General features: G+C 71.1%; 22 protein-coding genes. 5 read left to right on the plus strand and 17 right to left on the minus strand.

All coding sequences use genetic code 11. The annotated features are described in order from the left end of the window. Positions 1-188: 188 nt before the first annotated feature. The 9 genes from E6R60_RS12620 to E6R60_RS12660 all read right to left on the minus strand — a co-directional run bounded on the left by E6R60_RS12620 (position 189) and on the right by E6R60_RS12660 (position 9,718). Positions 189-602, minus strand: coding sequence for a DUF3151 domain-containing protein (locus tag E6R60_RS12620; RefSeq protein WP_136326590.1), 414 nt, complete (start codon positions 600-602; stop codon positions 189-191). A 55-nt stretch (positions 603-657) separates the two neighbouring features. Continuing rightward, positions 658-2,163, minus strand: coding sequence for an MFS transporter (locus E6R60_RS12625; protein WP_136326591.1), 1,506 nt, complete (start codon positions 2,161-2,163; stop codon positions 658-660). A gap of 271 nt (positions 2,164-2,434) precedes the next feature. Further along, complete coding sequence (locus tag E6R60_RS12630; RefSeq protein WP_136326592.1) at positions 2,435-3,601, minus strand: MalY/PatB family protein; 1,167 nt, start codon at positions 3,599-3,601, stop codon at positions 2,435-2,437. A 125-nt stretch (positions 3,602-3,726) separates the two neighbouring features. Continuing rightward, positions 3,727-4,749: a class II fructose-bisphosphate aldolase gene (gene fbaA / locus E6R60_RS12635; RefSeq protein WP_136326593.1), complete on the minus strand. Its 1,023-nt coding sequence runs from the start codon at positions 4,747-4,749 to the stop codon at positions 3,727-3,729. A 200-nt stretch (positions 4,750-4,949) separates the two neighbouring features. After that, positions 4,950-5,489 carry an orotate phosphoribosyltransferase gene (gene pyrE, locus E6R60_RS12640; RefSeq protein WP_136326594.1) on the minus strand — a complete coding sequence of 180 codons (540 nt, stop codon included), beginning with the start codon at positions 5,487-5,489 and terminating at the stop codon, positions 4,950-4,952. A gap of 36 nt (positions 5,490-5,525) precedes the next feature. Next, on the minus strand, positions 5,526-6,323 hold the full coding sequence (locus E6R60_RS12645) for an aldose 1-epimerase (RefSeq protein WP_136326595.1): 798 nt from the start codon (positions 6,321-6,323) through the stop codon (positions 5,526-5,528). Positions 6,324-6,344: 21 nt separating this feature from the next. Continuing rightward, positions 6,345-7,298, minus strand: a complete 954-nt coding sequence (locus E6R60_RS12650; protein WP_206309397.1) for an SRPBCC domain-containing protein — start codon at positions 7,296-7,298, stop codon at positions 6,345-6,347. A 212-nt stretch (positions 7,299-7,510) separates the two neighbouring features. Then, entirely contained in the window at positions 7,511-9,109 is a 1,599-nt protein-coding gene (locus E6R60_RS12655; RefSeq protein ID WP_136326596.1) for a polyamine aminopropyltransferase, read from the minus strand. Between the two features lie 84 nt (positions 9,110-9,193). Further along, positions 9,194-9,718: a DUF2617 family protein gene (locus tag E6R60_RS12660; RefSeq protein ID WP_168713589.1), complete on the minus strand. Its 525-nt coding sequence runs from the start codon at positions 9,716-9,718 to the stop codon at positions 9,194-9,196. Positions 9,719-10,500: 782 nt separating this feature from the next. Between E6R60_RS12660 and E6R60_RS12670 the strand changes: the two genes are divergently transcribed. Then, positions 10,501-11,679 carry a pyridoxal phosphate-dependent aminotransferase gene (locus E6R60_RS12670; protein WP_136326599.1) on the plus strand — a complete coding sequence of 393 codons (1,179 nt, stop codon included), beginning with the start codon at positions 10,501-10,503 and terminating at the stop codon, positions 11,677-11,679. A 61-nt stretch (positions 11,680-11,740) separates the two neighbouring features. Here the strand turns inward: E6R60_RS12670 and E6R60_RS12675 are convergent, their stop codons facing one another. Together E6R60_RS12675 and clpB are read right to left on the minus strand one after the other, a co-directional pair. Next, complete coding sequence (locus E6R60_RS12675) at positions 11,741-12,301, minus strand: YbjN domain-containing protein (RefSeq protein ID WP_136326600.1); 561 nt, start codon at positions 12,299-12,301, stop codon at positions 11,741-11,743. Positions 12,302-12,451: 150 nt separating this feature from the next. Continuing rightward, positions 12,452-15,046, minus strand: coding sequence for an ATP-dependent chaperone ClpB (clpB, locus tag E6R60_RS12680; RefSeq protein ID WP_136326601.1), 2,595 nt, complete (start codon positions 15,044-15,046; stop codon positions 12,452-12,454). Positions 15,047-15,247: 201 nt separating this feature from the next. On the opposite strand from clpB, the gene E6R60_RS12685 reads away from it, so the two are divergent. Beyond that, entirely contained in the window at positions 15,248-15,652 is a 405-nt protein-coding gene (locus E6R60_RS12685) for a TIGR03618 family F420-dependent PPOX class oxidoreductase (RefSeq protein WP_136326602.1), read from the plus strand. 28 nt (positions 15,653-15,680) lie between these two features. Here E6R60_RS12685 and E6R60_RS12690 read toward each other — a convergent pair whose 3' ends face one another. Both E6R60_RS12690 and E6R60_RS12695 read right to left on the minus strand, forming a co-directional pair. Next, complete coding sequence (locus E6R60_RS12690; RefSeq protein WP_136326603.1) at positions 15,681-16,559, minus strand: hypothetical protein; 879 nt, start codon at positions 16,557-16,559, stop codon at positions 15,681-15,683. A 152-nt stretch (positions 16,560-16,711) separates the two neighbouring features. Further along, the gene (locus E6R60_RS12695) at positions 16,712-17,032 is read right to left on the minus strand and encodes a (2Fe-2S)-binding protein (protein WP_136326604.1); all 321 of its coding nucleotides are present in this window, start codon (positions 17,030-17,032) and stop codon (positions 16,712-16,714) included. Between the two features lie 488 nt (positions 17,033-17,520). Between E6R60_RS12695 and E6R60_RS12705 the strand changes: the two genes are divergently transcribed. Both E6R60_RS12705 and E6R60_RS12710 read left to right on the plus strand, forming a co-directional pair. Continuing rightward, complete coding sequence (locus E6R60_RS12705) at positions 17,521-18,369, plus strand: helix-turn-helix transcriptional regulator (protein ID WP_136326606.1); 849 nt, start codon at positions 17,521-17,523, stop codon at positions 18,367-18,369. Between the two features lie 185 nt (positions 18,370-18,554). Then, positions 18,555-19,601 (plus strand): helix-turn-helix transcriptional regulator, encoded by a 1,047-nt coding sequence (locus tag E6R60_RS12710; RefSeq protein ID WP_136326607.1) that lies wholly within the window; start codon positions 18,555-18,557, stop codon positions 19,599-19,601. 33 nt (positions 19,602-19,634) lie between these two features. Here E6R60_RS12710 and E6R60_RS12715 read toward each other — a convergent pair whose 3' ends face one another. From E6R60_RS12715 to dnaK, 4 genes are all read right to left on the minus strand, one after another. Continuing rightward, a complete protein-coding gene (locus E6R60_RS12715; protein ID WP_093899393.1) occupies positions 19,635-20,081 on the minus strand; it encodes a helix-turn-helix domain-containing protein in 447 nt (148 codons plus the stop codon). A gap of 1 nt (position 20,082) precedes the next feature. Beyond that, entirely contained in the window at positions 20,083-21,267 is a 1,185-nt protein-coding gene (dnaJ, locus tag E6R60_RS12720) for a molecular chaperone DnaJ (RefSeq protein WP_136326608.1), read from the minus strand. A gap of 84 nt (positions 21,268-21,351) precedes the next feature. Beyond that, the gene (gene grpE, locus E6R60_RS12725; RefSeq protein ID WP_136326609.1) at positions 21,352-22,005 is read right to left on the minus strand and encodes a nucleotide exchange factor GrpE; all 654 of its coding nucleotides are present in this window, start codon (positions 22,003-22,005) and stop codon (positions 21,352-21,354) included. Next, positions 22,002-23,855 carry a molecular chaperone DnaK gene (gene dnaK, locus E6R60_RS12730; RefSeq protein WP_136326610.1) on the minus strand — a complete coding sequence of 618 codons (1,854 nt, stop codon included), beginning with the start codon at positions 23,853-23,855 and terminating at the stop codon, positions 22,002-22,004. The genes grpE and dnaK overlap by 4 nt, the downstream gene beginning before the upstream one ends. A 350-nt stretch (positions 23,856-24,205) precedes the next feature. Between dnaK and E6R60_RS12735 the strand changes: the two genes are divergently transcribed. Continuing rightward, entirely contained in the window at positions 24,206-24,898 is a 693-nt protein-coding gene (locus E6R60_RS12735) for a sugar transferase (RefSeq protein WP_136326611.1), read from the plus strand. Positions 24,899-24,924 lie beyond the last annotated feature (26 nt).

Raw genomic sequence — 24,924 nt, forward strand, 5'->3', positions numbered from 1 at the left:
TGTCTCCTCGACGCGAGCTTCCGGGTAGCGGTCCGCCCCCACCTTGTGAGGTGGTGGAGCTCCGGTCCCCTGCCCGCATCCTAAGCCGAGACCCGCGGGCCGCGACAGCGCGGAGCCTCGCGGGGGCGACAGCGCGAGGGCCCCGCGGACGGCGATCGTCCGCGGGGCCCTCCAGGAGTGTGCGACGGTCAGCCGAGGGTCTCGGCGGCGGTCGGAGAGGAGTCGCGGAGGAACGTCGAGCAGCGCTCGTACTCCTCCTGCTCACCGATCGACTGGGCGGCGCGGGCGAGGGCGTGCAGGGCGCGCAGGAAGCCGCGGTTCGGCTCGTGCTCGAACGGTACGGGGCCGTGGCCCTTCCAGCCGGCCCGGCGCAGGGCGTCCAGTCCCCGGTGGTAGCCGGTGCGGGCGTAGGCGTACGACTCGATGACCCGGCCGCCCTCGAACGCCTCGTCGGCGAGCTGGGCCCAGGCCAGCGAGGACGTCGGGTACTTCGCCGCGACGTCGGCGGGCGCCGTGCCGGCGGCCAGCAGTTCGCGCGGCTCCGGGTCGTCGGGCAGATGGGTCGGGGCGGGGCCCCCGAGCAGGTTTTCGTGGATCGACATGGGCTCCAGTGTGCCTGCCGCCGGGGCCGCCGGTGCGCGCAAGGCCGGGAAACGTCTACACGTGGTCCGGGGTGGGTTCCAGCGGAGGGCTCGTGACGCCGCAGTGCATCGTGCACTCCGGCCGGCAGGCTTCCTTCCCGGCGGCGGGCGGTGTGCGCACGGTCGCCCACGCGATGAGGGCGCCCAGGACCAGCAGACCGGCGCACATCGGCATGGCCCGCCGGAAGGTCGCGGCGAACTCCCCGGCGTCCCGGTAGGCCTCCGGCCCCATTCCGGCGAGCAGCGGCAGGGCGGCCACCGCGATCAGTCCCGCGGCGCGGGCGGCGGCGTTGTTGATGCCGCTGGCGAGCCCGGCCCGCTCGGTTTCCACGGAGGCCAGGACGGTCGCGGTGAGGGGTGCCACGAGGGTGACCAGGCCGACGCCGAGGACCGCGACGGCGGGGAACACGTCGGCCAGGTAGCCGCTCACGGAACTGGACCCCGGCCCCACGCGCATCATCAGCAGCATTCCGGCGGCGGCGATCAGCGGGCCCGCGGTGAGCGGGATGCGGGGGCCGATGCGCCGTCCCAGTTCGCCCGACGAGGCCGAGAACAGCAGCATCAGGACGGTGGTCGGCAGCAGGGCGGCGCCCGCGCCGAGGGCGGAGTACCCCGCCACGACCTGGAGCTGGATGGCGGAGAGGAAGAAGAAGCCGCCGAGCGCCGCGTACACGCAGAGGGTGACGACGTTGACGGCCGTGAACTGCCGGGACGCGAAGACCGACGGCGGCAGCATGGGGTCCGCCCGCCGCCGCTCGACCTGCACGAACGCGGCCCCCAGCACCAGCCCGCCCACCGCCGCACCGATCACCGCCGTCGACGCGCCGCTCCCCGGGGCCTCGATCAGCGCGTACGTGACGAGCGCGAGCGCGAGGGCGGCGAGAGCGGCCCCCAGCACGTCGAAGCGGCCGTGCTCGTACGGATCCCGCGACTCCGGTACGTGGCGCAGGGCGACGGGCACGCAGATGGCGGCGAGCGGCAGGTTGAGCAGGAACACCCAGCGCCAGCCGGGCCCGTCGACGAGCCATCCGCCGACGAACGGCCCGACGGCGGCGCCGACCCCGCCGAGCCCCGACCACAGTCCGACCGCTCGGGCCCGGTCGTCCGGGTGGAAACTCGCCTGGATCAGGGCCAGCGACCCCGGGGTGAGCAGGGCGCCGCCCACACCCTGGAGGGCACGGGCCGCGATGAGCACGTCGGCGTTCGGCGCGATGCCGCAGAGCAGCGAGGCGGCGGCGAACCACACCACGCCGATGACGAAGACCCGGCGGCGGCCGTACCGGTCGCCGAGCGCTCCCCCGAGGAGGATCAGCCCGGCGAGGGTCAGCATGTAGGCGTTGACGGTCCACTGGAGCGCGGCCAGGCCGGTTCCGAGGTCCTCGCCGATGCGGGGCAGGGCGACGTTGATGACGGTGGAGTCGAGCATGGCCATGCTCGACCCGAGCACGGTGGTGAGGACGACCCAGCGGCCGGTGGGGGACGCGACGCGAATGTTCGTGGGGTCTACCGAGCTGTCCGCCATGACCTCAGCATCGCGCAAGCGCCCCCCTCCGGCCCCCTCGACGCCACGACCGACGCCCACCCGGCCCCTTCAAAGCCGCAGTCGGCGCCGGCCCCTTCCCGTTCCTGCAAAGCCACCCCGGCCCCACCCCGGCCCCTCAGGTTCGTTCGACCCGCGGCCGGCCCCGACCAAGCCCCTGGGGTCCCCCGGACGAAGTCCGCGGGAGATCGAGGAGCGAGGGCCCGGGGGCAGCGCCCCCGAAACGCCCCGAGCCCCGCCCCCGACCCGCGCGCTACGCGGCCCCCCGCACCGCTTCCACCCCCCGGATCAGCGCCTCCACCCCCGCCTCGACCTTGCTCCGCGCGCACCCCACGTTCAGCCGTACGAAGCCCTCGGCTCCGTACACACTCCCCGGCATCACCGCGACCCGCTCCCGCTCGACCAGCACGCGCTGCAACGCCTCGTCGTCCTCGACACCGGCTCGCCGCAGGTCGATCCAGGCCAGGTACCCGGCCTGCGGCGGCTCCCACTCCAGGTCCGGGAAGGCCGCGTTCAGCCGCTCCGCGACCAGCGCCAGGTTCCCGGTGACATACGCGCGCACGGCGTCCAGCCACGGCGCGCCCTCCCGGTACGCGGCGATGTGCGCGGTCAGTGACAGCACCGCCGGCGAGGCGAGGCCCTCCGCCGTCTCCATCCGCCGCAGGAACTCCGCCCGGTCCCCGGCTCGGCCGATGATCCCGTACGAGCCGGTCAGCGCCGGGAAGTTGAACGCCTTCGACGCCGACGTGATGAGCGCCCAGCGCCCGTCTCCGCCCACCCGTGTCCACGGCACGTGGACGTGCCCCTCGTGGACGAAGTCCGCATGGATCTCGTCGCTGATCACCGCCACCCCGTGCCGTGCGGCGAGCGACGCCATCCCGGTGAGCTCCGCCTCCGTCCACACCCGACCCGAGGGGTTGTGGGGCGAGCAGAGGACGAGGACCTTGCTGTCCGGTCGTGCGAGCTCCCGCTCCAGCGCCTCCGTGTCCCCGAGGCCGACGCCGCGCAGCTCGCGGCCGAGCCCGGTGATCGCCTTGCGGAACCCGTCGTACGTCGGGGTGTGGACGACCACACCGTCGCCCTCGGCCGTCCACATCTGGAGCAGTTGCGACAACTGACTGAGCACGGACGGCCCGTAGACCAGCCTGTCGGTGTCGATCTCGGCGCCGTACCTGGTCGCGAACCAGTGGGCCACCGACGGGCGGAAGTCGCCCAGCCGCCAGTCCGTGTAACCGAACACGCCGTGGTGAAGCCGGGCCCGCAGGGCGGCGAGCACCTCGGGGGCCGTCTCGAAGTCCATGTCCGAGATGGTGAACGGGAGCAGTCCGTCCACCCCGAACCGGTCCGCGACCCCGTCCCACTGCACGCTCCAGGTGCCACGGCGGTCGATGACGGTGTCGAAGTCGTAGGACGTGCTCACAGCTGTTCCCTCACATCGTTCCTGGCGGCGGACATGCCACGGGCCCGGCACCCGACGGGATGCGGCTGGTTGTTCACCAGCCGCGCCCCGAGGGGTACCGGGCCCACGCGGACGTCCGTACGGACTTACTTCAGCTTGGTGCCGGTGGACCGCAGGTTGGCGCAGGCCTCCGTGACGCGCTTGGCCATGCCGCCCTCGGCGGACTTGCCCCAGCTGCGCGGGTCGTAGACCTTCTTGTTGCCGACCTCGCCGTCGACCTTCAGCACACCGTCGTAGTTGCGGAACACGTGGTCCACGATCGGGCGGGTGAAGGCGTACTGGGTGTCGGTGTCGAGGTTCATCTTCACGACGCCGTTCTCCAGCGCGGTGGCGATCTCCTCGGCGGTGGAGCCGGAGCCGCCGTGGAACACGAAGTCGAACGGGGACGCCTGACCGTACTTGGCGGCGACGCCTTCCTGGAGGTCCTTGAGGAGCTCGGGGCGCAGCACGACGTTGCCCGGCTTGTAGACGCCGTGCACGTTGCCGAAGGACGCGGCCAGCAGGTAGCGGCCCTTCTCGCCCAGACCCAGCGCCTCGGCGGTGCGCAGCGCGTCGTCGACGGTCGTGTAGAGCTCGTCGTTGATCTCGTGGGTGACGCCGTCCTCCTCGCCACCGGTCGGGGTGATCTCGACCTCAAGGATGATCTTGGCGGCGGCGGCCTTGGCCAGCAGCTCCTGGCCGATGGCCAGGTTGTCGGCCAGCGTCTCGGCCGAGCCGTCCCACATGTGCGACTGGAACAGCGGGTTCAGACCCTTGGCGACACGCTCCGCGGAGATGTCGATCAGCGGCCGGACGTACGTGTCCAGCTTGTCCTTGGGGCAGTGGTCCGTGTGCAGCGCGACCGTGACGTCGTACTTGGCGGCGACGATGTGCGCGAACTCGGCGAGGGCGACGGCGCCCGTGACCATGTCCTTGTTGTACTGGCCGCCCAGGAACTCCGCCCCACCGGTGGAGATCTGGACGATGCCGTCGCTCTCGGCCTCCGCGAAGCCGCGCAGTGCAGCGTGCAGGGTCTGGGTCGACGTCACATTGATGGCCGGGTAGGCGAACTTGCCTGCCTTCGCCCGGTCGAGCATCTCGGCGTAGACCTCGGGGGTTGCGATGGGCATCTGTCCGCTCCTTGGGATGTGCGGTGTGCGTTGCTGGTTCCCTGACCTGGGGGCGACGTCATCGTCGCCCCCATCTTCCCAGACTCTGGCTTCGGCTCCACCCGGTGTACTCCCCCAGCGTTCACGGCCTCCGGCTGCAGAGATGCGACAAGGGGGGTCGGTTTCACGTGAAACCGACCCCCCTCGGGGGAAACCGCAGGTCAGGCCAGGTCGAGGTCCGCGACCGAGTAGACGTGGACGTACGGGAGGCCGGCCTCGGCGATGGCCGGAGCCGCGCCCCGCTCCACGATCACGGCGACGGCGACGACCTCGCCACCCGCCTCACGCACCGCCTCGACGGCGGTCAGCGGCGAACCGCCGGTCGTCGAGGTGTCCTCGACGACCAGGCAGCGGCGGCCCTTGACGTCCGTGCCCTCGATGCGGCGCTGCATGCCGTGGGCCTTCTGCGCCTTGCGCACCACGAACGCGTCCAGCTCCTGCCCGCGGGCGGCGGAGGCGTGCAGCATCGAGGTGGCCACGGGGTCGGCGCCCAGCGTCAGCCCGCCCACGCAGTCGTAGTCGAGCTCCGCGGTGGCGTCCAGCATGACCTGACCGACCATAGGAGCGGCCTTGCCGTCCAGCGTGATGCGGCGCAGATCGATGTACCAGTCGGCCTCGAGGCCGGAGGAGAGTGTCACCTTGCCGTGAACCACGGCCTTGTCCTTGATCTGCTGCAACAGCTCAGCACGTACGTCAGTCATGGCTACGAGGATAAGGTGCCGGGCGCCGGCCCGTCCTCAGAGCGTGCGCCAGCTCCAGGTCGTCGCGATCTCCAGGGGCTCGATCGGGGTGACATAGCGGGGCGTGGTGTTCAGTCCGTTCGGCGGCCCCGACTGCGGCTCCACACAGACCGCCTCGTCCTGCTCGTCGTAGATCACGACCCACTCCGTGCGGCTCCGCACCGTGAGCTCCAGCTGCTCCGGCCAGGTGAGAGTCACATCGACGCCGTCGGGCATGCCGAAGCAGTCGTCCCACGGCCCCTCCAGGGGCGGGATCCGGCGTCCGGTCGGCAGGTGGTTCTCCCCCCGCTCCTCCTGCCATGCGGCGTCGAAGGCGATCCGGACGTCGTCGCCGCTGCCGAGGTTGCGCCGGAACCACGGATGCCAGCCGGCCTGAGCGGGGAAGGAGTCCCCGTACGTCTCGACGCCGAACGCCAACGTGAGCGAGGTCTCGGTGAGTTCGAACGTCTGCGTCACCCGCCCCGGGTACGGCCAGGGGTCGGTGAGGTCGTAGTAGAACGCCGCGTCCGTCCCGCTCGCGCGCGCCGTGCGCCAGGCCGTGTCACGGCCCGTGCCGTGGATGGCGTGCGGCGGGGCGGTCAGCGGCAGCTGGTGCAGCACGTCTCCGTTGTGGAACTGCCCGTTCTCGGTCCGCCCGCACCACGGCACCATCGGGAAGCAGCCGTAGCGCTCCCCCTGCCGCAGCAGTTCGGTGCCACCGATCCGGAGACTGCTGATACGGCAGCCGTTGGCGGGGTTCACGGTCAACTCTGCGTCGCCGACGGACAGCCGGACGTCCTTCTCGCTGCTGCTCACACGACGACCCTACTGGGGCGGCTACCTCCGGCGCCGCAACGCCCGGCCCACCACCACCGCGGAAGCGAGGGCGAGCGCGGCCGCGGGGGCCACCCAGCGGAGCGTGGCGCCGGCGCCGGACGAATCGGGTGACGGCACGGGGGCGTACCGGCCGCGCGGCGGAGCGTGGTCGACCTCCTCCGCGCTGCGGCCGATCATGGTGCGCCGGGCGTGTGCGGCCTCGGCGGGCGGCCCGTCCGGCACGGTGAACTCGATCCCGGCCACCGGGTCCAGCCCCGACGGCGGCACCGGGGTGTCGAAGACCGAGGCCTCGTCCGGCGGCTCTTTCCCTGCCGGTGCCTCGCCCGCCGACGCGGCCGCGTCGGCACGCGAGGTGTCCGCCTCCTCGGCGGCCTCCTCGATGGCCTGCTCCACCGCCTCACCGACGGCCTGCTCCTCCGCGGCGACGACTGCCTCGGTCCCGGCCACGGGCTCGCCGGGGCCGTCACCCGCGCCCTCCCTCTCGTGCCCCGCCGCTTCGTCCCCGTCCTCCGCGAGGGACTCCGTCACGAGCTGCTGCGCGAACCGGTCCAGCAGGCGGTGGGCCGTCGACAGCGCGGCCTCCGGATCGAGGTCCAGCAGCCGGCCGTCGCCGCTCACCGTGCCGGCGAAGACGATCGCCGTACCGCCGTCGCGTTCGGTGAGCCGGACGGTCAGGGCCAGCTTCGCGGAACCGCCGCCCCGGGCCTCCGCTCCCTCACCCGCCACGGAGACGCCGTACGCCGCGTCCCCGCCCGTCAGGGGAGTGAGCCGCAGGGCGCCCCGGTAGGTGATGGTGTGGCCACCGGCCCGGATTTTGAGCCGCCCGGCCAGCGGGCCCGCGGACGCGTCGGCGTCCTGCTGGAGCCCCGGCACACAGCGCGCGACCCGGGCAGGGTCGCCCAGCGTCCGCCGAAGGGCCTGGACCGGAACCGGAACGAACACCTCATGCTCCATGGAAACCGAGCCTACTCAGACCCGGCCGCCACGTCAGCGCAATCCGCGTCCCGGAAGGCCGCCCGCCACCGCCCCGGCCCGCACCGCTCACCGCTTCCCCCGGCCCGCACCGCTCACCGCCGGCACGCGCCACTCACCGCTCCCCCCACACACCCCGCTCCCCCACCGCCGGTCCGGCGCGCACTGCCCGCCACCGCCCCGGCGCCCACCCCTCACCGCTCCTCCCAGTACCGCGGGTGCACCAGCGTCGAGGGGGTCTGGCCCCGCAGCCGCCCGGACTCCGCACGCCGCCCCGCCTCCCGCAGCACCGGCGCCGTCAGGAACCGCAGCCGCGGTGCCCCGGGGTCCAGGCCGAGGGTGGGCGCCGCGGCGGGCCCGGCCAGGACGAAACCCCAGCCTTGTACCTGCGCCGTGCGCCTCGTGGCCCGGTCGGGGCCGACCGCGAATCCGGCGTACCGCCCGCTGATCCGATAGGGGCGGGTACGCAGCCCCGCCGCCCGCATCGACGCCTCGACCGTCCAGTACGTGCGCGACCGGCTCACCGCCGGTCCCCCGTGCACCACCACCCGGCCTCCCGGTGACAGCGCCCGGGCGACCAGTCCGTAGAACTCCGCCGAATAGAGTTTCGTACTGGCCGAGATCCCCGGGTCCGGCAGGTCCGCGACCACCACGTCGTAGCGGTCGTGCGTCGTGCGCAGCCAGCTGAACGCGTCCCCGGTCACGGCCGTCAGCCGCGGGTCGCGGTACGCGTGCGCGTTCAGCTCGGACAGCGCCCGGTCGGTCCGGGCCAACCGGGTGACGCCGGGGTCCAGCTCCACCACCGTCACGCTCCGCACGTCCGGATAGCCCAGGACCTCGCGGGCCGCCAGGCCGTCGCCACCGCCCAGGATCAGCACCCGGGCGTGCGGCCCGTTCATCGCAGGGTGCACCAGCGCCTCGTGATAGCGGTACTCGTCGCGGGAGCTGACCCGCAGCCGCCCGTCCAGATAGAGGTCGAGGGAGCTCCGGTCTCCGCCGGTCAGCACGACCTCCTGGACCTCGGTCTGCACCGCGACCCGCACCTGGTCCCCGTACACCGCGCGCCGCGCCGCCCGCTCGAAGTCGTCCGCCAGCACGGCGGCCGTGGCGAGCACGGCGATCACCGCCAGGTTCGCGCCGATGAGCAGCCACCGGGACCGGACCGTGAGATCCCGCCCGAACACCCACAGGATCAGCGCGCCGCCCGCCGCCGCGTTGACCGCCCCGGTGAACAGCGCACCCGTGAGCTGTCCGAGCATCGGCAGCAGCAGGAAAGGGAACGCCAGCCCGCCGACCAGCGCGCCCACGTAGTCGGCGGCGAAGAGATCGGCCACCGCCCCGCCCGCGTCCTGCCGGTCCACCCGCTGGATCAGCGTCATCAGCAGCGGGATCTCGGCACCGATCAGGATCCCGATCGCCAGCGAGAACCCGACCAGCGCGTACCGCGACTCCCCGATCCAGGCGAACGACGCGTAGAGCACCAGTGCGGAGAAGCCGCCGACCAGGGCGAGCGCCGCCTCGATCAGCCCGAAGCCGACGGCGGCCCGGCCGCGTAAACGTTTCGCGAGAAGGGAGCCGATGCCCATGGCGAAGACCATCACGGACAGCACGACGGAGGCCTGGGTGACGGAGTCACCGATCAGATAGGAGGCGAGTGCGACCAGTTCGAGCTCGTACACCAACCCGCAGGCGGCGCAGATGAAGACGGTGGCCAGCACGAGGTACCTACCGGTCCTCGGCCGCACGGGAAGCCGCGTCGCGCCCTCTCGCAGCGGTAGCTGCTGGTCGATCATGCCGCGAACGCTACGTCACTGAAACGTCGCCGCTTGTCACCCACACGGGTGCAATCGGCGCACTTCCCCGGGGGTCGGCGCCGGTCACAGCGCCGCCGCTGCGGGCATCCGCACACCCACCCGGGTGCGCGTCACCACCAGCCGGCCTTCCTGCGGATACGCGTGCCAGGTGCGCCACCGCACCTGGTCCTCCGTCCGCTGGGCGAGCATGGCGGTGAAGGCGTACGGGCTCCCCGGGAAGGTCCCCGCCAGTCCATGGGGGTGGTCGGCGACGAGTGCCAGCAACTCCTGTGCGCGGCCCGCGAAGGAGCCCGCGCCGAGGGTCTCGACGCGTGCCGCGAACTCGTACTCCCAGTCCCCCAGCCGCTTGGAGACGCCCAGGGGCAGGGGGGTGCTGCTGCCGGGGATACAGGCGACGGTTTCGGAGCAGTTGCCGCGCTCCTCCTCCAGGAGCACCTGGTGGGAGGCGCCGAGCAGGCGCAACTGCAGCTGCGCACCGGCGAGCTGGAGGTCGAGGACGGCCAGCGCCGGGAGCGGTTCACGCCCCAGCGCCCAGGCAAGGTCGGCGGCGCAGGTGTCGGAATAGGCCGTATGAAGGGTCGTGAGCATGGGTCGGCTCCGCAAAACACACATGGACACGTGGACAGGGGGCGCCCCGACGTGGTGCACGTGGGAGGTGGGAAGCGCCCGATCAGGTCCAACTGGGGTCCGAGGGCTGAATGTTCTCTCAACTGAGGGAATCACGAACTACGCCGCACTCGCAGCGTTTTTACCCAACTTGGCGGGGTTTCCATCCCCCCGGGGGCCTGCCGGTTCTGGTGTTCACCGGCAACGCGCCGTACAGCCAACAAAAAGGTGTCCGGCGGGACTTAGAGTCTTCGCTCTCGTCCCGCCGGACACCGGGCCGGCTCATCCTGCCCGGCCGCGGACCAGCTGCCCCGTGTCAGCTGCCTCCGCCGCATCCGCCCCCGCCGCCGCCGCACGACGAACCGCCGCCGCACGAGGAACCGCCGCCACACGAGTGGCCACCGGAGTGACCGCCCGAATGGCCGCCGGAGTGACCGCCCGAGTGGCTCCCCGAGTCACCGCCCCCGTCGCCGGCCCACCAGCTGCCCCCGCTCGCCCCGCCGCTGCTCGCCACCCCGCGACGCCCGCCCCGGCCCAGTGGCTTCCCGCGGCTTCCCGACTTCGCCATCATGACGACGAGGAGCATGACCCCCACGACCACCATCACCCCGATGAGCACACCTTTCACGGCACCCACGTCCTTCCGTCCCCCGAAGCGAGGCCCCCGCTCCGTACCGTTTCCCGCGTGCCAGGGGGATGCCCCTGCCGCCGTACGGCCAAAGCAGACTTGAGCAACTCCAGAGCTTCCGCGCAGGATGGCCGTCATGACACAGGGACGACCGCTGCTCAACCGCCGCCTCGCCGAGTTCGGCACCACGATCTTCGCGGAGATGTCCGCGCTGGCCGTCCGCACCGGCGCCATCAACCTCGGCCAGGGCTTCCCCGACACCGACGGTCCCGAGGAGGTCCGCGAGGCCGCGGTCCGCGCGCTGCGCGCCGGCCACGGCAACCAGTACCCGCCCGGGCCCGGCGTCCCCGAACTGCGCAACGCCATCGCCGCCCACCAGCAACGGCGCTACGGCCTCGCCCACGACCCCGACACCGAGGTCCTCGTCACCGCGGGCGCCACCGAGGCCATCGCGGCCTCACTGCTGGCCCTCCTGGAGCCGGGCGACGAGGTCATCGCGCTGGAGCCGTACTACGACTCGTACGCCGCCTGCATCGCCATGGCGGGTGCCACCCGGGTGCCCGTGACCCTGCGCCCCGAGCCGTCCACCGGCACCTACCGGCTGGACCTCGACGAACTGCGCGCCGCCGTCACCCCGCGCACCCGGCTGCTGCTGCTCAACACCCCGCACAACCCCACCGGCACCGTCCTGACCCGCGAGGAACTCGCCGCGATCGCCGAGCTGGCATGTGCGCGCGACCTCCTCGTCGTCACCGACGAGGTCTACGAGCACCTGGTCTTCGAGGGCGAACACCTGCCGCTCGCCGGCTTCCCCGGCATGCGCGGGCGCACCGTCACCATCAGCTCGGCCGGCAAGACGTACTCGTACACCGGCTGGAAGATCGGCTGGATCACCGCGAGCCCCGAGCTGGTCACGGCGGTGCGCTCGGCGAAGCAGTATCTGACGTACGTCTCCGGGGGCCCGCTGCAGTACGCCGTCGCCGAGGCCCTGCGGCTGCCCGACACCTTCTACGAGGAGCTGCGCGCGGATCTGCGGGCGAAGCGGGACCTGCTGTGCGACGGGCTCGCCGAAGCCGGTTTCGCGGTCTACCGCCCGGCCGGCACGTACTTCGTCACCACGGACATCCGTCCGCTCGACAGCCGCGGCGACGGCATCGCGTTCTGCCGGGCGCTGCCGGAGCGGTGCGGCGTGGTGGCCGTCCCCAACGCCGTCTTCTACGACCACCGGGAGCAGGGCGCGCCCTTCGTCCGCTTCACGTTCTGCAAGCGCACGGAGGTGCTCGCGGAGGCGGTCTCCCGGCTCAAGGGCCTGTGACACGGCACGGCGCGGGAGCGGTCCCGTGGACCGCTCCCGCGCCGTGGGTGTCGCGTGGGGCTCAGGCCTCGGGAGCGTCCTGCTCCGTGCCTTCGGCCTTCTCCTCGGCCGGCGCGAGGCCGAGGCGCTCCAGCAGCCACTTGTCGAACTCGATGGAGGCGCGCACCCAGCTGACCGTCGAGGAGACGAAGTGCTCCAGGGAGACGCCGGTGCCGATGAGCATCTGCGCCTCACCGATCAGCCGGACCGAGGTGCCCGTGTCCTCGGAGCCCTCCTCGGGCTCGTGGGTGTGCGTGTAGACCTTGGGCCACAGGGTGCGGCGGTTCCAGTCGTCGATCGCGTCGAGGAGGACCGGGCGCTGGTCCGCGTCGTGCGGGCGGTCGTAGAACGTGCGGACCGAGAAGACCTGCTGCTCGCCCTCGCCACGGAACATGAAGTACGTGCGGAAGTCTTCCCACGGCGCCGCGAGGTCGCCCTCGTCGTCGACGACGTACTTCAGCTCCATCTGCTCCAGGAGCTGCTTGACGAGGTCCTGGTCAGGGACGACGGGGCCCTCCGGTCCTGCCGCCTGCGGTTCGGGCTGGCCCCCGAAGTTAGGAATCGAGGACGGATCGATGCTCACCGTAATTTCCCTTCGTGCGGTTGGCTGCCATCCTCTCCCATCCCGGGCGGGGCATGGCAAGCCCGGACGGCCCCGATCCGCCACAAGCTGATATCCAGCCGGTGGGGACCGGGGCCGCCGAAGGTTCCGGTTACGCCACATGCGCTCCGGTCAGGTCGCCGCACCCACGATCAGGCCGTCGCCGACGCGGTCGACGCGGACCGTGTCGCCGTCCTTGACCTCGCCCGCGAGGATCTCCTTGGCGAGCCGGTCGCCGATCGCGGTCTGGATGAGGCGGCGCAGCGGCCGGGCGCCGTAGGCCGGGTCGTTGCCCTCCTCCGCCAGCCAGGCCAGGGCGGCCGGGGTGACGTCCAGGGTGAGCTGCCGGTCCGCCAGCCGCTTGGCGAGACGGTCGACCTGGAGCCCCGCGATGTGGGCGAGCTCATCGCCCGACAGGGCGGAGAAGACCACCAGGTCGTCGAGCCGGTTGAGGAACTCCGGCTTGAACGAGGCCCGCACGACGTCCAGAACCTGCTGCTTCTTCTCCTCGGGCTTGGTCAGCGGGTCCATCAGGTACTGGCTGCCGAGGTTGGACGTCAGGATCAGGATGGTGTTGCGGAAGTCCACCGTCCGGCCCTGTCCGTCGGTGAGCCGGCCGTCGTCGAGGACCTGGAGCAGGATGTCGAAGACCTCGGGGTGCGCCTTCTCCACCTCGTCCAGCAGGACGACGCTGTACGGGCGGCGGCGGACCGCCTCCGTGAGCTGGCCGCCCTCCTCGTAGCCGACGTATCCGGGCGGCGCTCCGACCAGCCGGGCCACGCTGTGCTTCTCGCCGTACTCGCTCATGTCGATGCGGACCATGGCCCGCTCATCGTCGAACAGGAAGTCCGCGAGCGCCTTCGCCAGCTCGGTCTTGCCGACACCGGTCGGGCCGAGGAAGAGGAACGACCCGGTGGGCCGGTCGGGGTCGGCGATACCGGCCCGGGTGCGGCGTACCGCGTCCGAGACGGCCTGCACGGCCTCGGTCTGCCCGATGAGGCGCCTGCCCAGCTCCTCCTCCATCCGCAGCAGCTTCTGGGTCTCGCCCTCCAGGAGGCGTCCGGCCGGGATGCCGGTCCAGGCGCCGACGACGTCGGCGATGTCGTCCGGCCCGACCTCGTCCTTGACCAGGCTCTCCTTGGGCTCCTTCGCGGCCTCCTGCTCGGCCTCGGCGGCCTCGGCGAGCTCCCGCTCCAGGCCGGGGATCTCCCCGTACAGAAGCTTGGAAGCGGTGTCGAAGTCGCCGTCACGCTGGGCGCGTTCGGCCTGCCCGTGCAGTTCGTCGAGGCGTTCCTTGAGCTCACCGACGCGGTTCAGACCCTGCTTCTCCTTCTCCCAGCGGGCGTTGAGGCCGCGCAGCTCCTCCTCCTTGTCGGCGAGGTCACGGCGCAGCTTCTCCAGGCGCTGCCTGGACGCCGGGTCGGTCTCGTTGTTGAGGGCGAGCTCCTCCATGTGCAACCGGTCGACGGCGCGCTGGAGTTCGTCGATCTCGACGGGCGAGGAGTCGATCTCCATGCGCAGCCGGGAGGCCGCCTCGTCGACGAGGTCGATGGCCTTGTCGGGCAGGAAGCGGGAGGTGATGTAGCGGTCGGAGAGCGTGGCGGCGGCGACCAGGGAGGCGTCGGCGATCTGCACCTTGTGATGCGCCTCGTAGCGGCCCTTGAGCCCGCGCAGGATCGCGATGGTGTCCTCGACGGACGGCTCGGCCACGAGCACCTGCTGGAAGCGGCGCTCCAGGGCGGGGTCCTTCTCGATCCGCTCGCGGTACTCGTCGAGCGTGGTGGCGCCGACCATCCGCAGCTCGCCCCGGGCCAGCATGGGCTTGAGCATGTTGCCCGCGTCCATGGCGGAGTCGCCCCCCGCGCCGGCGCCGACGACGGTGTGGAGCTCGTCGATGAAGGTGATGATCTGGCCGTCGCTCTCCTTGATCTCGGAGAGGACGGTCTTCAGGCGCTCCTCGAACTCGCCGCGGTACTTCGCGCCCGCGACCATGGCGCCCAGGTCCAGCGAGACGAGCCGCTTGTTCTTCAGGGACTCCGGGACGTCTCCCTTGACGATGCGCTGGGCGAGCCCTTCGACGACGGCGGTCTTGCCGACGCCGGGTTCGCCGATGAGCACCGGGTTGTTCTTGGTGCGGCGTGAGAGCACCTGGACGACGCGGCGGATCTCCTGGTCGCGCCCGATGACCGGGTCGAGCTTTCCTTCGCGCGCGGCCGCGGTGAAGTCGGTGCCGAATTTCTCCAGGGCCTTGTACTGGCCCTCCGGGTCGGGTGTGGTCACCCGGCGCCCTCCCCTGCTCTTCTCGAACGCGTCCAGCAGCCTCTTGGCACTGGCGCCCTGTCCGTCGAGGATCTCACCGGCGCGGCCGCCCTCGGCCGCGATGCCGATGAGCAGGTGCTCGGTGGAGATGTAGTCGTCGCCGAGCTCCTTCGCCCGCTGGGCGGCGTCGGAGATGACGGCGAGCAGTTCGCGGTTGGGCTGCGGCGGTGCGACGGTCGAGCCGGTCACGCTGGGCTGGGCGCTCAGGAGCCGCTCGGTCTCGGTGCGTACGGCGATCTGGTCCGCCTCGACGGCGGCCAGCAGATCGACCAGGTTCTCGTTGTCCTCGCCCGAGAGCAGTGCGAGCAGCAGATGCCCCGGGGTCAGATCGGGGTGCCCGTCCTTCACGGCCCTGCTGGTGGCCGCGTTGATGGCGTCCCGGCTCCTGTTGGTCAGCTCGGCGTCCACGTGCCCTCTCTCCTCCTGGCGATGACTGTTCCGTTCCCACTGCTGACACGATCAACGTGTACAAAGTTGAGTCTATTCCACTCAAGGCGAGGATCGGCCGTCTCCGGGGTTTTCCGTCTTCTGTCCTCCCTGTTCCGAGTGAACCGGCCGCTCCGGCCGCCCGCCACCGCGAGGCACTCCCGGACTGCCTACGCTGGCCCCATGGCCGTCGACGTACACAACCCCGCCCCGGAGTACCTCGCCTTCTGGCGCGAATCCCATCTGTGCACCCTCACCACGCCCCGCCCGGACGGCACCCCGCACGTGGTGCCGGTCTGCGTGACGTACGACCCCGAGGCCGGCCTCGCCCGCATCATCACCAACAAGGGCAGCCGCAAGGTCGCGAACATCCTGGCCGCCGGCCCGGACGGCGCCCGCGTCGCGGTCTGCCAGGTGCACCGGGCGCGCTGGGCGACCCTGGAGGGCGTCGCGAGGGTGCGTACGGAGCAGGACAGGGTCGACGAGGCGGTACGCCGCCACATGGAGCGCTACGAGCGCACGCCCTCCCCCAACCCGGACCGGGTCGCCATCGAGATCACCCTGGACCGGGCCCTCGGCCGGGCGTGACCGCGCCACACCGGACCGCCGCCCACCGTCAGCTGCCGCCCTCCGCCCACGGCCGGCGGGGCGGTACCGGGGGCGGCGCCATCGGCACGGGCGCCTGGACGGGGCCGGCCGCCGCGATGTCCTCCTCGATCCGGGGGAGGCCGTGCGGGAAGCCCGCTTCCAGGTCCACCGCGCGCCCGTCGACGGCGGCGTACACCCCTTCCCGGGCGGCCGCGTGCACCGCTTCCCGAAGGGCACGCGGCCCCTCGGTCCCCACCACGGCCTTCTCCCCGTCGGCGCCGCCGAAGCCTCCGACGAAGTCGGAGACGAACTGCCGGACGAGCGCGGCGCCCCGCCGGTCGCGCCGCATCACCCAGCCCACGTAGAGACCGGTGCCGTACGCGAACACCGAGAGGTACGCGACGTGACCACCGTCCCGGAGCGCCATCCGATGCGTCACCCGGGGGTGCTCGCCGCCGGTGCGGATGCGCCGGAACACCGGCACGACGGGCAGCCGGCGCTCCCGCACGACCCTCGCGATCTCGGCGTACGCCGACTCCGCGTACGCTCCCCGGCCCTCCAGGACGACCCGCCACTCACCGGCCGGCTCGGAGACCGTCGAGACCAGGAAGACGGCGGCGAAAGCGATCATGGCGATCTGGAGCCCGACCTGCATGATCCCGAGGCCGCTCCCCCGGTCGCCGGCGAGCGCGACGAGCCCGGTGAAGCCGAAGACGAGGAGCACGCCGGACGCCACGGCGGCGGCCCTCAGCCACACCTCCAGAAGCACCTTCCAGTGCACCGCGTCATCGAAGGAGCCCTCTCCCTCGTCGTGGAGCGATGCCGCGTGGAGGCAAGCGGCGACCTCGTCCTCACTCCCGCGCCGGCCCGGCAGCTCCTCGACCTCGTGCCCGCTGTTTCCGCTCATGAATGCCCCTGGGAATGGAAGGGCGGAGCACCTTCTGTGCCGCTCCGACCGGAATGTCTCCGGGAGAAGCACAACGGCGCCACCGTGTTCAGGTCACGGTGGCGCCGTTGTGTGGGGGAGTGTCTGAGCGACGTGGAACGACGGGGGATCGCTCAGGCACTGCGGGGGGTGGCGGAGATGGTTTCGGGCTCGAACAGCTGGTGGTCACGCTGGGCGAGGTTCACAAAAATCATGTCGTACCGAATGGCACACCGCACGGGCTGCGGTGCTCCGCGCGGCTTGCGGAGGCAACGGTAGGCGCGCAGTTCCCCGTCGTCCTCACGGGCGACGACGACCGGGTCGCCGAACAGAGTGACCATCAACGAATCACCACGGTGGGGGAGTGCCGTGACGAGGTCGATGAAATGCCACCCTGAGCGGTAGGCGGTTGCCATCTCGCGCCGGAAGGTCCGGTCGTCGGGCGGCGTGGTCATCTCAGACGCCCGCTGAAGTCGACGTGAAACCCCACGTGATGTCACCCTTGGCATCACCCGGCGCTACGCTGCCCCACGTGATGTCACCGACAGGGGCTGCCTCCACATGGCTCGATGCCGTGCGGGGCGCGACCCCCCAGGTAATGTCACTGGCACCCAGTCCGCCGTAGGCCAGGGCCCCCACAAACGCAGTGGCAAGCACCGAGCGAAGCATTCGCTTATACATTTCGGCTTCGTCCTCACTTGATGGGTCATCTCCCCCGCACGTAAGACGATGTCCCACCCAGGGACCCGAACACCACTGGGTCGATGCATCATGTTCCTGCTGGTTCAAGAACATGGGGGGTGGAGATATGGCCACAAGTAGACCGAATACGGGACATCCTCATGGGATCACCGACCTGTGCGAAGCAGGGCAGCGCCTTTACGCCAGTGCGCTGCGATCCGGACGGATACCTCGTTCGGACATCGCACCCGCACCCTGCCTGATGGACTTCGCCCTGCTGCACCCGGACCCCGACGACCCCGAGTGGCTCCGCCCCGTACCCCCCTCGGCCGCACTCGCGCAGCGCCTCCATCCCCTCGAGCGGGAGATCCAGGAGCGCCGCCGGCGCTCCCTCGAACTGGCGGAATCCTTCGAACCGTTCATGGACATCAGCGCCCAGGACGCTCCGACCACGCACGCCATCACCGTGCTGGAAGGCAACGCCAGAATCAATGCCGCCATCGATGTCGCGACGGCCGAGTGCACCAACGAAGTCCTCACCATCCAGCCCGGTGGCGGCCGCAGCGAACTGATACTCAGCAAAGGCGTCGAACGCGGACAGGCCGTGATCGACCGCGGCGTCAGCATCCGCACGCTCTACCAGCACACCGTCCGGCACCATCACGGGACGTACGCCTACGCCGAGCGCCTGGCCGAGGGCAAGGTCGAAATCCGCACCCTCGAAGAACTCGTCGAGCGCATGCTGGTCTTCGATCACACGGTGGCCTTCATTCCCGCCCAGGAAGACGGGGAAGTGGCACTCGAACTGCGCCACCCGGGCTTGGTCGCCTACCTGACGAGGGTCTTCGAGCAACTGTGGCAGCGCGCCACCCCGCTTCTCGAAGACGTGCGGTACGACCCCATGCCCAACGGCATCAGCGGTGTTCAACGCTCCATCGCCCAACTCCTTGTAGAGGGGCACGTAGACGATTCGATAGCGCGGCGCCTCGGCATGAACGTGCGTACCTGCCGCACCCATATCGCGAAACTGAACACCGCCCTCGGCAGCAAGAGCCGGACTCAACTCGGCTATCTGATCGCCCGGTCGGGAATTCTCGAACAGGATTCCTGACCGGGCGGCCCCAAAAGACCCCCACCCCCGGGCCGGGCGGGCGCGGCCGCGCAAGGGGGCGAGCGTGGCCGTGCCCTGAAACAGCCGGGGGAGTTCCCGGCTCCCCCGACAGGCCAACACTCCCCCGGCCGCTAGGGTTTCCACCACCGTCATCTTGTTGCACTGCAAGGAATGAGGGGGTCCAGATGGGGACGGACACGGGCATACCAGGCCACCCGCACCACCACTCCGAGCTGTGCGAGACGGCGATCCAGCTCTACGCCGATTCCCTGCGCCGCGGGCGGCTCCCCCGAGCCGAGGTCGTACCGGCCCCCTGCCTCATCGAGACGGCGCTGCTCCACCCGGACCCACACGATCCGGCGATGCTGTGCCCTGCCACGCCTTCGGTCGCGCTCACCCATCTTCTGCAGCCCCTCACCCGCAGCGTCTTCGAACAGGTACGCCGCAGCGCGGCACTGGTCGACTCCCTGGCACCACTGGCGGCCATCGCGAGCGAGGACCCCAACCACTCCATCACCGTGCTCGAAGGCAAGAGGCTCATCGACTCCGCCCTCCAGGAAGCGGCCGCCGACGCCGATACAGAAGTCCTGACTGCTCAGCCGGGCGGCCACCGGGCGCCCGCGCAGATCGAGCAGGGGCTGGCCAACGGCCTGGCAGCCGTGAGCAGAGGGGCCCGGCTCCGCCACATCTACCAGCACCCGGCGCGGTACAGCGCCCCCGTCAAGGCCTACCTGGAGCAGATGCCGCCGGGCCAGGTGGAGGTGCGGACGATGGAACTGACCATCGACCGGCTCATCATCTTCGACCACGCGGTGGCGTTCATCCCCGCGACAGCCGACCGCGCAGTGGCTCTCCAGATCCGCCACCCGGCTCTGGTCCGCTACCTGGTGCAGGTGTACGAGGTGCTGTGGGCCCAGGCCACCCCCATCACCGAACACCTGCAGACGGCAGCCCCGGGCGTACCCGTCACCGCCGTGCAGCTCAGCATCGCCCGCCTCCTGGTCGAGGGCCACCACGACGAGGCCGTGGCGCGCAAACTGGGCTTCAGCGTCCGCACCTGCCGCACCCACATCGCCCGGCTCATGCAGACCCTCGAGGCCACCAGCCGCACCCACCTCGGCGCCCTGCTCGTCCGGTCGGGCATCGCCGAGCCGGCGCCACCGCGCGCGGCGGCGCTTCCCGTACCGCCCCGCACGACGAAGGAGCCCGCCACCCCCGATGTCCCGGGGTGACGGGCTCCTCGTGCGTACGGGACAGGGCCCCGTTCAGTCCTTCGGCCGCTTCGGGCGCCAGACCACCAACGCGCTCGTCTGCTGCACATCCTGATACGGCACCAGGTCGCGCCGGTACGACGCGTGCACCTGCGCCTCGCGCTGCTGCATGGCCACCGCCGCCCCGTCCACGGCCGCCGACAGTTCGGCGACGCGCTGCTGGAGGGCGGCCACCTGGTTTTCCAGTTCGATGATGCGCTTGATGCCGGCCAGGTTGATGCCCTCGTCCTGCGACAGCTGCTGCACGGTGCGCAGCAGCTCGATGTCGCGGGCCGAGTAGCGCCGTCCGCGTCCGGCCGTACGGTCGGGTGAGACCAGGCCGAGGCGGTCGTACTGGCGCAGCGTCTGCGGATGCAGGCCCGAGAGCTGGGCCGCGATCGAGATCACGTACACCGGTGATTCATCGGTGAGTTCGTACGGATTGCGTCGTCGGCCGTCCACCTCAAGCTCCCTTCGCTGCCTGGAACAGCTCCGCCCGCGGGTCGTCGTCCGCGGTCGCCTTGCGGTAGGTCTCCAGGGCGTCCCGGGCCTCGGGGCCCAGGTCGGTGGGGACCGCCACCTCGACGGTGACCAGCAGGTCGCCGCGGGTGCCGTCCTTGCGGACGGCGCCCTTGCCCCTGGCCCGCATGGTGCGCCCGTTGGGCGTGCCGGCCGGAAGCTTGAGGGTGACCGGCGGTCCGCCGAGCGTGGGGACCTTCACCTCGCCGCCGAGTGCCGCCTCCGTGAAGGTGACGGGCACGGTGATCGTGAGGTTGTCGCCCTTGCGGCCGAAGACCGGGTGGGCGTCGACGTGGACGACGACGTAGAGGTCGCCGGCCGGTCCGCCGCGCTCGCCCGGGGTGCCCTTGCCGCGCAGCCGGATCCGCTGGCCGTCGAGGACGCCCGCCGGAATCCTGACCTGCATGGTGCGCGACGACTTCGCCCGGCCGCTGCCCTTGCAGACGTCGCAGGGGTCCTGGGCGATGAGGCCCCGGCCCTTGCAGTCCACGCAGGGATCGGTGAGCGAGAACCCGCCGCCGCTGCCGCGCGAGACCTGGCCGGTGCCGACGCAGGTCGGGCAGACCCTCGGGGTGCCGTTCTTGTCGCCGGTGCCGGAACACGCCTTACAGGGCGCCTGGCTGGACATCCGCAGCGGGACCGTGGCCCCGTCGACGGCCTCGGTGAAGCTGAGCGTCACCTCGGACTCGATGTCCTGGCCGCGGCGCGGCTGCACCCGTGTGCCGGTGGAGCCGCCCCGGTTGAAGAGTCCGCCGAAGACATCGCCCAGGCCGCCGCCGCCGAAACCGCCGGCGCCCTGCTGGCCCCCGCCCGGGGCGCCTCCGAAGAGGTCCCCCAGGTCGAAGTTGAAGTTGCCCTGGGCCCCGCCGGGTCCGGCGCGGAAACCGCCGTTGCCGAAGAGGGCGCGTGCCTCGTCGTACTCCTTGCGCTTCTTGGTGTCACCGAGGACGTCGTTCGCCTCGGAGATCTCCTTGAAGCGCTCCTCCGCCTTGTCGTCGCCCTTGTTGGCGTCCGGGTGGAACTCGCGGGCGAGCTTCCGGTACGCCTTCTTGATCTCGGCGTCGGTGGCGTCCTTGGGGACGCCGAGAACCTTGTAGTAGTCCTTCTCGACGAAGTCCTTCGTACTCATCGACGTCCCTCCTTCCGGACGCCCGGCCGGGTGGCCGGGTGGAGTGCTGCCAGGCGGTGTGCTGCCAGAGGGTCGGACAGGATGTCAGACCTCCTCGCCGCCACCGCTCTCCTCGTCGTCTGCCTTCTCTTCCTTCGCGGCCGCGGGGGTCGCCCCCGGCTGGGGTTCGGCCACCGCCACCCGCGCGGGGCGGATGGTGCGCTCGCCGATCCGGTACCCGGGCTGCAGGATCGCCACGCAGGTCGTCTCGGTGACGTCCGGTGCGTAGCTGTGCATCAGGGCTTCGTGGATCGTCGGGTCGAAGGGCTCGCCCTCCTTGCCGAACTGCTGCAGTCCGAGCTTGGCGACGACCGTCTCCAGAGATTCGGCCACCGACTTGAACCCGCCCACGAGCTCACCGTGCTCACGGGCCCGGCCGACGTCGTCGAGCACGGGCAGGAGCTCGGACAGGAGACCCGCGACTGCGATCTCCTTGACCGTGACCCGGTCCCGCTCCACGCGGCGGCGGTAGTTCTGGTACTCGGCCTGGAGCCGCTGGAGGTCGCCCGTGCGCTCGGAGAGCGCGGTGCGGACCTGGTCCAGCTGTGCGGTCAGTGCCGTCGTGCGGTTCGCGTCGTCCCCGGCCGGGGCCGCCGCCTCCTCCGAAGAGGGGGTGGCGGCCTCCGGCTCGGCGTCGTCAGGGGTGGCGCCGGAGGGGACGTCGGGCTTCTCCTCGAAGCCCGGAGTCTCCTCGGTCACGCCGCACCGCCCTTGGAGTCCTTCTCGTCGTCGACGATCTCGGCGTCGACGACATCGTCGTCGGCCTTGGCCTGCTCGGCGCCCGGCTGCGCGTCGCCCTGCGGGCCGCCCTCGGCCTGGGCGTTGGCGTACATCGCCTGGCCCAGCTTCTGGGAGACGGCCGCGACCTTCTCGGTGGCGGTGCGGATCTCGGCGGTGTCCTCGCCCTTGAGCTTCTCCTTCAGCTCGGTGAGCGCGGTCTCCACCTCCGTCTTCACGTCGCCGGGGACCTTGTCCTCGTTGTCCTTGAGGAACTTCTCCGTCTGGTAGACGAGCTGCTCGCCCTGGTTGCGGGACTCGGCGGCCTCGCGACGGCGGTGGTCCTCGTCCGCGTACTGCTCGGCCTCTTCGCGCATCCGGTTGACCTCGTCCTTCGGCAGCGAGGAGCCACCGGTGACGGTCATCTTCTGCTCCTTGCCGGTGCCGAGGTCCTTGGCGGCGACGTGCATGATGCCGTTGGCGTCGATGTCGAACGCGACCTCGATCTGCGGCACACCGCGCGGGGCCGGCGGCAGACCGGTCAGCTCGAACATCCCGAGCTTCTTGTTGTACGCCGCGATCTCGCGCTCGCCCTGGTAGACCTGGATCTGCACGGACGGCTGGTTGTCCTCGGCCGTCGTGAAGATCTCGGAACGCTTGGTCGGGATCGTGGTGTTGCGCTCGATGAGCTTGGTCATGATCCCTCCCTTGGTCTCGATGCCGAGGGACAGCGGGGTGACGTCGAGGAGCAGGACGTCCTTGACCTCGCCCTTGAGGACACCGGCCTGGAGCGAGGCGCCGATGGCGACGACCTCGTCCGGGTTCACGCCCTTGTTGGCTTCCTGGCCGCCCGTGAGCTCCTTGACGAGCTCGGCTACGGCCGGCATGCGGGTCGAGCCACCGACGAGAACGACGTGGTCGATCTCGGAGAGCTGGATGCCCGCGTCCTTGATGACGTTCTGGAACGGGCTCTTGCAGCGGTCCAGGAGGTCGGCGGTGAGCTGCTGGAACTGCGAGCGCGTGAGCTTCTCGTCCAGGTGCAGCGGGCCCTCGGCCGACGCCGTGATGTAGGGCAGGTTGATCGAGGTCTCCGTCGAGGACGACAGCTCGATCTTCGCCTTCTCCGCGGCTTCGCGCAGACGCTGGAGAGCCATCTTGTCCTTGGACAGGTCCACGCCGTGCCCGTTGGCGAACTGCTTCACCAGGTAGTCGACGACGCGCTGGTCCCAGTCGTCGCCACCGAGGTGGTTGTCGCCGTTCGTGGCCTTCACCTCGACGACGCCGTCGCCGATCTCCAGGAGGGACACGTCGAAGGTGCCGCCACCGAGGTCGAAGACGAGGATCGTCTGGTCGTCCTTGTCGAGCCCGTACGCCAGCGCGGCGGCCGTCGGCTCGTTGACGATACGCAGGACGTTCAGGCCCGCGATCTCGCCGGCCTCCTTCGTCGCCTGACGCTCGGAGTCGTTGAAGTACGCCGGGACGGTGATGACCGCGTCGGCCACCTTCTCGCCCAGGTAGGACTCGGCGTCACGCTTGAGCTTCTGCAGGATGAAGGCGCTCATCTGCTGCGGGTTGAAGCTCTTGCCGTCGATCTCGATCTTCCAGTCAGTGCCCATGTGGCGCTTGACCGAACGGATCGTCCTGTCGACGTTCGTCACTGCCTGGCGCTTGGCGACCTCGCCTACCAGAACCTCGCCGTTCTTCGCGAAGGCGACGACGGACGGCGTGGTCCTGGCGCCTTCGGCGTTGGTGATGACGGTGGGCTCGCCGCCTTCGAGAACGCTGACGACGGAGTTAGTCGTGCCCAGGTCGATGCCGACCGCACGTGCCATTTCAATTCCTCCAACTGACTACTTGAGTGGATCTGACTCAAGGATGCACGACACCCGTCCCGGAGTCAACAGACCTGAGTCGAGGCGACTCAACTAACGTGCAGGCATTCCTCGCTACCAGCCGAACCACCAGCCAGAACGCCGCGCCGGGCGCAGACGAGCACGTTCCCCCCACCGGCGATCGGACGCCCGTCGGGCCCGCATACGGGCGACACCTGCCCCTCCCCACGGGTCACACGACCCTCCCCATCATCGCCTCATGGGATCGTTCTGTCACAAAATGGCGTGAGCCGCACAAAACAGGCACGCGAATCGCCGACTCCGTCAGCCGACCCAGGCAGGTGCGAACGATGCAGAAGCAGTGGCAGAGCCACGGCCCCCGGCGCCGGCCGGGGCCCGCGCGTCGCACCTGGCAGCCGCCGCGCCCACCCCGTCTCACGGCCGCCCGCGAAGCCCTGCGGGCCCTGCTCCCGGCAGTGCCGCCCCGCCCCACCGCCAAACGCGTCATGGACCTGACGCTCGGCTCGGCCCTGCTGCTCCTGGCCGCACCCCTGCTCGCCACGGCCGCCCTCGTCCTCGCCGTCCGGCGCGGCCCCGCAGGCGCGCTGACGCGCTCCACCCGGATCGGAGCCGACGGCAGAGCGTTCACCCTGCGGTCGCTGCGCACCCGCAGGCTGCGCCTGCACGTCCTCTCGCGGCTCCCCCACGTCGTACGGGGCGAGCTCTCCCTCGTCGGCCCGGTCCCGCTGGCACCGGGCGACGTACGCGGCAGGCCGACGGGTGCGAGAGACTGGCGACGGGAACTGAAACCCGGCCTGACCGGCCTGGCCCAGATCCGCCACCGCTCGGCGATGCCGTGGGACGAGCCCGACCTCCTCGACCGGCACTACGCCGAGCACCACCGCCCGGGCCTGGACCTGGCGATCCTCGCGGAAGCCGTCGGCGCACCCCTGCTCCGGGCGGCCCGGAGCCTCGCCGGAGGCGGCAAGGCGGACCTGAGCGACACAGATCACCGCCTGCCCGGCTACAGGACGGTGGAATAAGTGGATAGTGTCAGCACAGACTGATT

The sequence above is a fragment of the Streptomyces sp. A0642 genome, from assembly GCF_004795105.1.
In the GTDB taxonomy this organism is placed as follows: Bacteria; Actinomycetota; Actinomycetes; order Streptomycetales; family Streptomycetaceae; genus Streptomyces.

Excerpts from the sequence above, each read along its gene's own strand:
- E6R60_RS12650 (WP_206309397.1), bottom strand. The coding sequence starts at position 7,298 with ATGGAGCATGAGGTGTTCGTTCCGGTTCCGGTCCAGGCCCTTCGGCGG.
- E6R60_RS12685 (WP_136326602.1), top strand. The coding sequence starts at position 15,248 with ATGGCCGTCGACGTACACAACCCCGCCCCGGAGTACCTCGCCTTCTGG.
- fbaA (WP_136326593.1), bottom strand. The coding sequence starts at position 4,749 with ATGCCCATCGCAACCCCCGAGGTCTACGCCGAGATGCTCGACCGGGCG.
- E6R60_RS12620 (WP_136326590.1), bottom strand. The coding sequence starts at position 602 with ATGTCGATCCACGAAAACCTGCTCGGGGGCCCCGCCCCGACCCATCTG.
- pyrE (WP_136326594.1), bottom strand. The coding sequence starts at position 5,489 with ATGACTGACGTACGTGCTGAGCTGTTGCAGCAGATCAAGGACAAGGCC.
- dnaK (WP_136326610.1), bottom strand. The coding sequence starts at position 23,855 with ATGGCACGTGCGGTCGGCATCGACCTGGGCACGACTAACTCCGTCGTC.
- E6R60_RS12735 (WP_136326611.1), top strand. The coding sequence starts at position 24,206 with ATGCAGAAGCAGTGGCAGAGCCACGGCCCCCGGCGCCGGCCGGGGCCC.
- E6R60_RS12690 (WP_136326603.1), bottom strand. The coding sequence starts at position 16,559 with ATGAGCGGAAACAGCGGGCACGAGGTCGAGGAGCTGCCGGGCCGGCGC.
- E6R60_RS12670 (WP_136326599.1), top strand. The coding sequence starts at position 10,501 with ATGACACAGGGACGACCGCTGCTCAACCGCCGCCTCGCCGAGTTCGGC.
- E6R60_RS12660 (WP_168713589.1), bottom strand. The coding sequence starts at position 9,718 with ATGCTCACGACCCTTCATACGGCCTATTCCGACACCTGCGCCGCCGAC.
- E6R60_RS12695 (WP_136326604.1), bottom strand. The coding sequence starts at position 17,032 with ATGACCACGCCGCCCGACGACCGGACCTTCCGGCGCGAGATGGCAACC.
- E6R60_RS12710 (WP_136326607.1), top strand. The coding sequence starts at position 18,555 with ATGGGGACGGACACGGGCATACCAGGCCACCCGCACCACCACTCCGAG.
- E6R60_RS12625 (WP_136326591.1), bottom strand. The coding sequence starts at position 2,163 with ATGGCGGACAGCTCGGTAGACCCCACGAACATTCGCGTCGCGTCCCCC.
- E6R60_RS12655 (WP_136326596.1), bottom strand. The coding sequence starts at position 9,109 with ATGATCGACCAGCAGCTACCGCTGCGAGAGGGCGCGACGCGGCTTCCC.
- dnaJ (WP_136326608.1), bottom strand. The coding sequence starts at position 21,267 with ATGAGTACGAAGGACTTCGTCGAGAAGGACTACTACAAGGTTCTCGGC.
- E6R60_RS12705 (WP_136326606.1), top strand. The coding sequence starts at position 17,521 with ATGGACTTCGCCCTGCTGCACCCGGACCCCGACGACCCCGAGTGGCTC.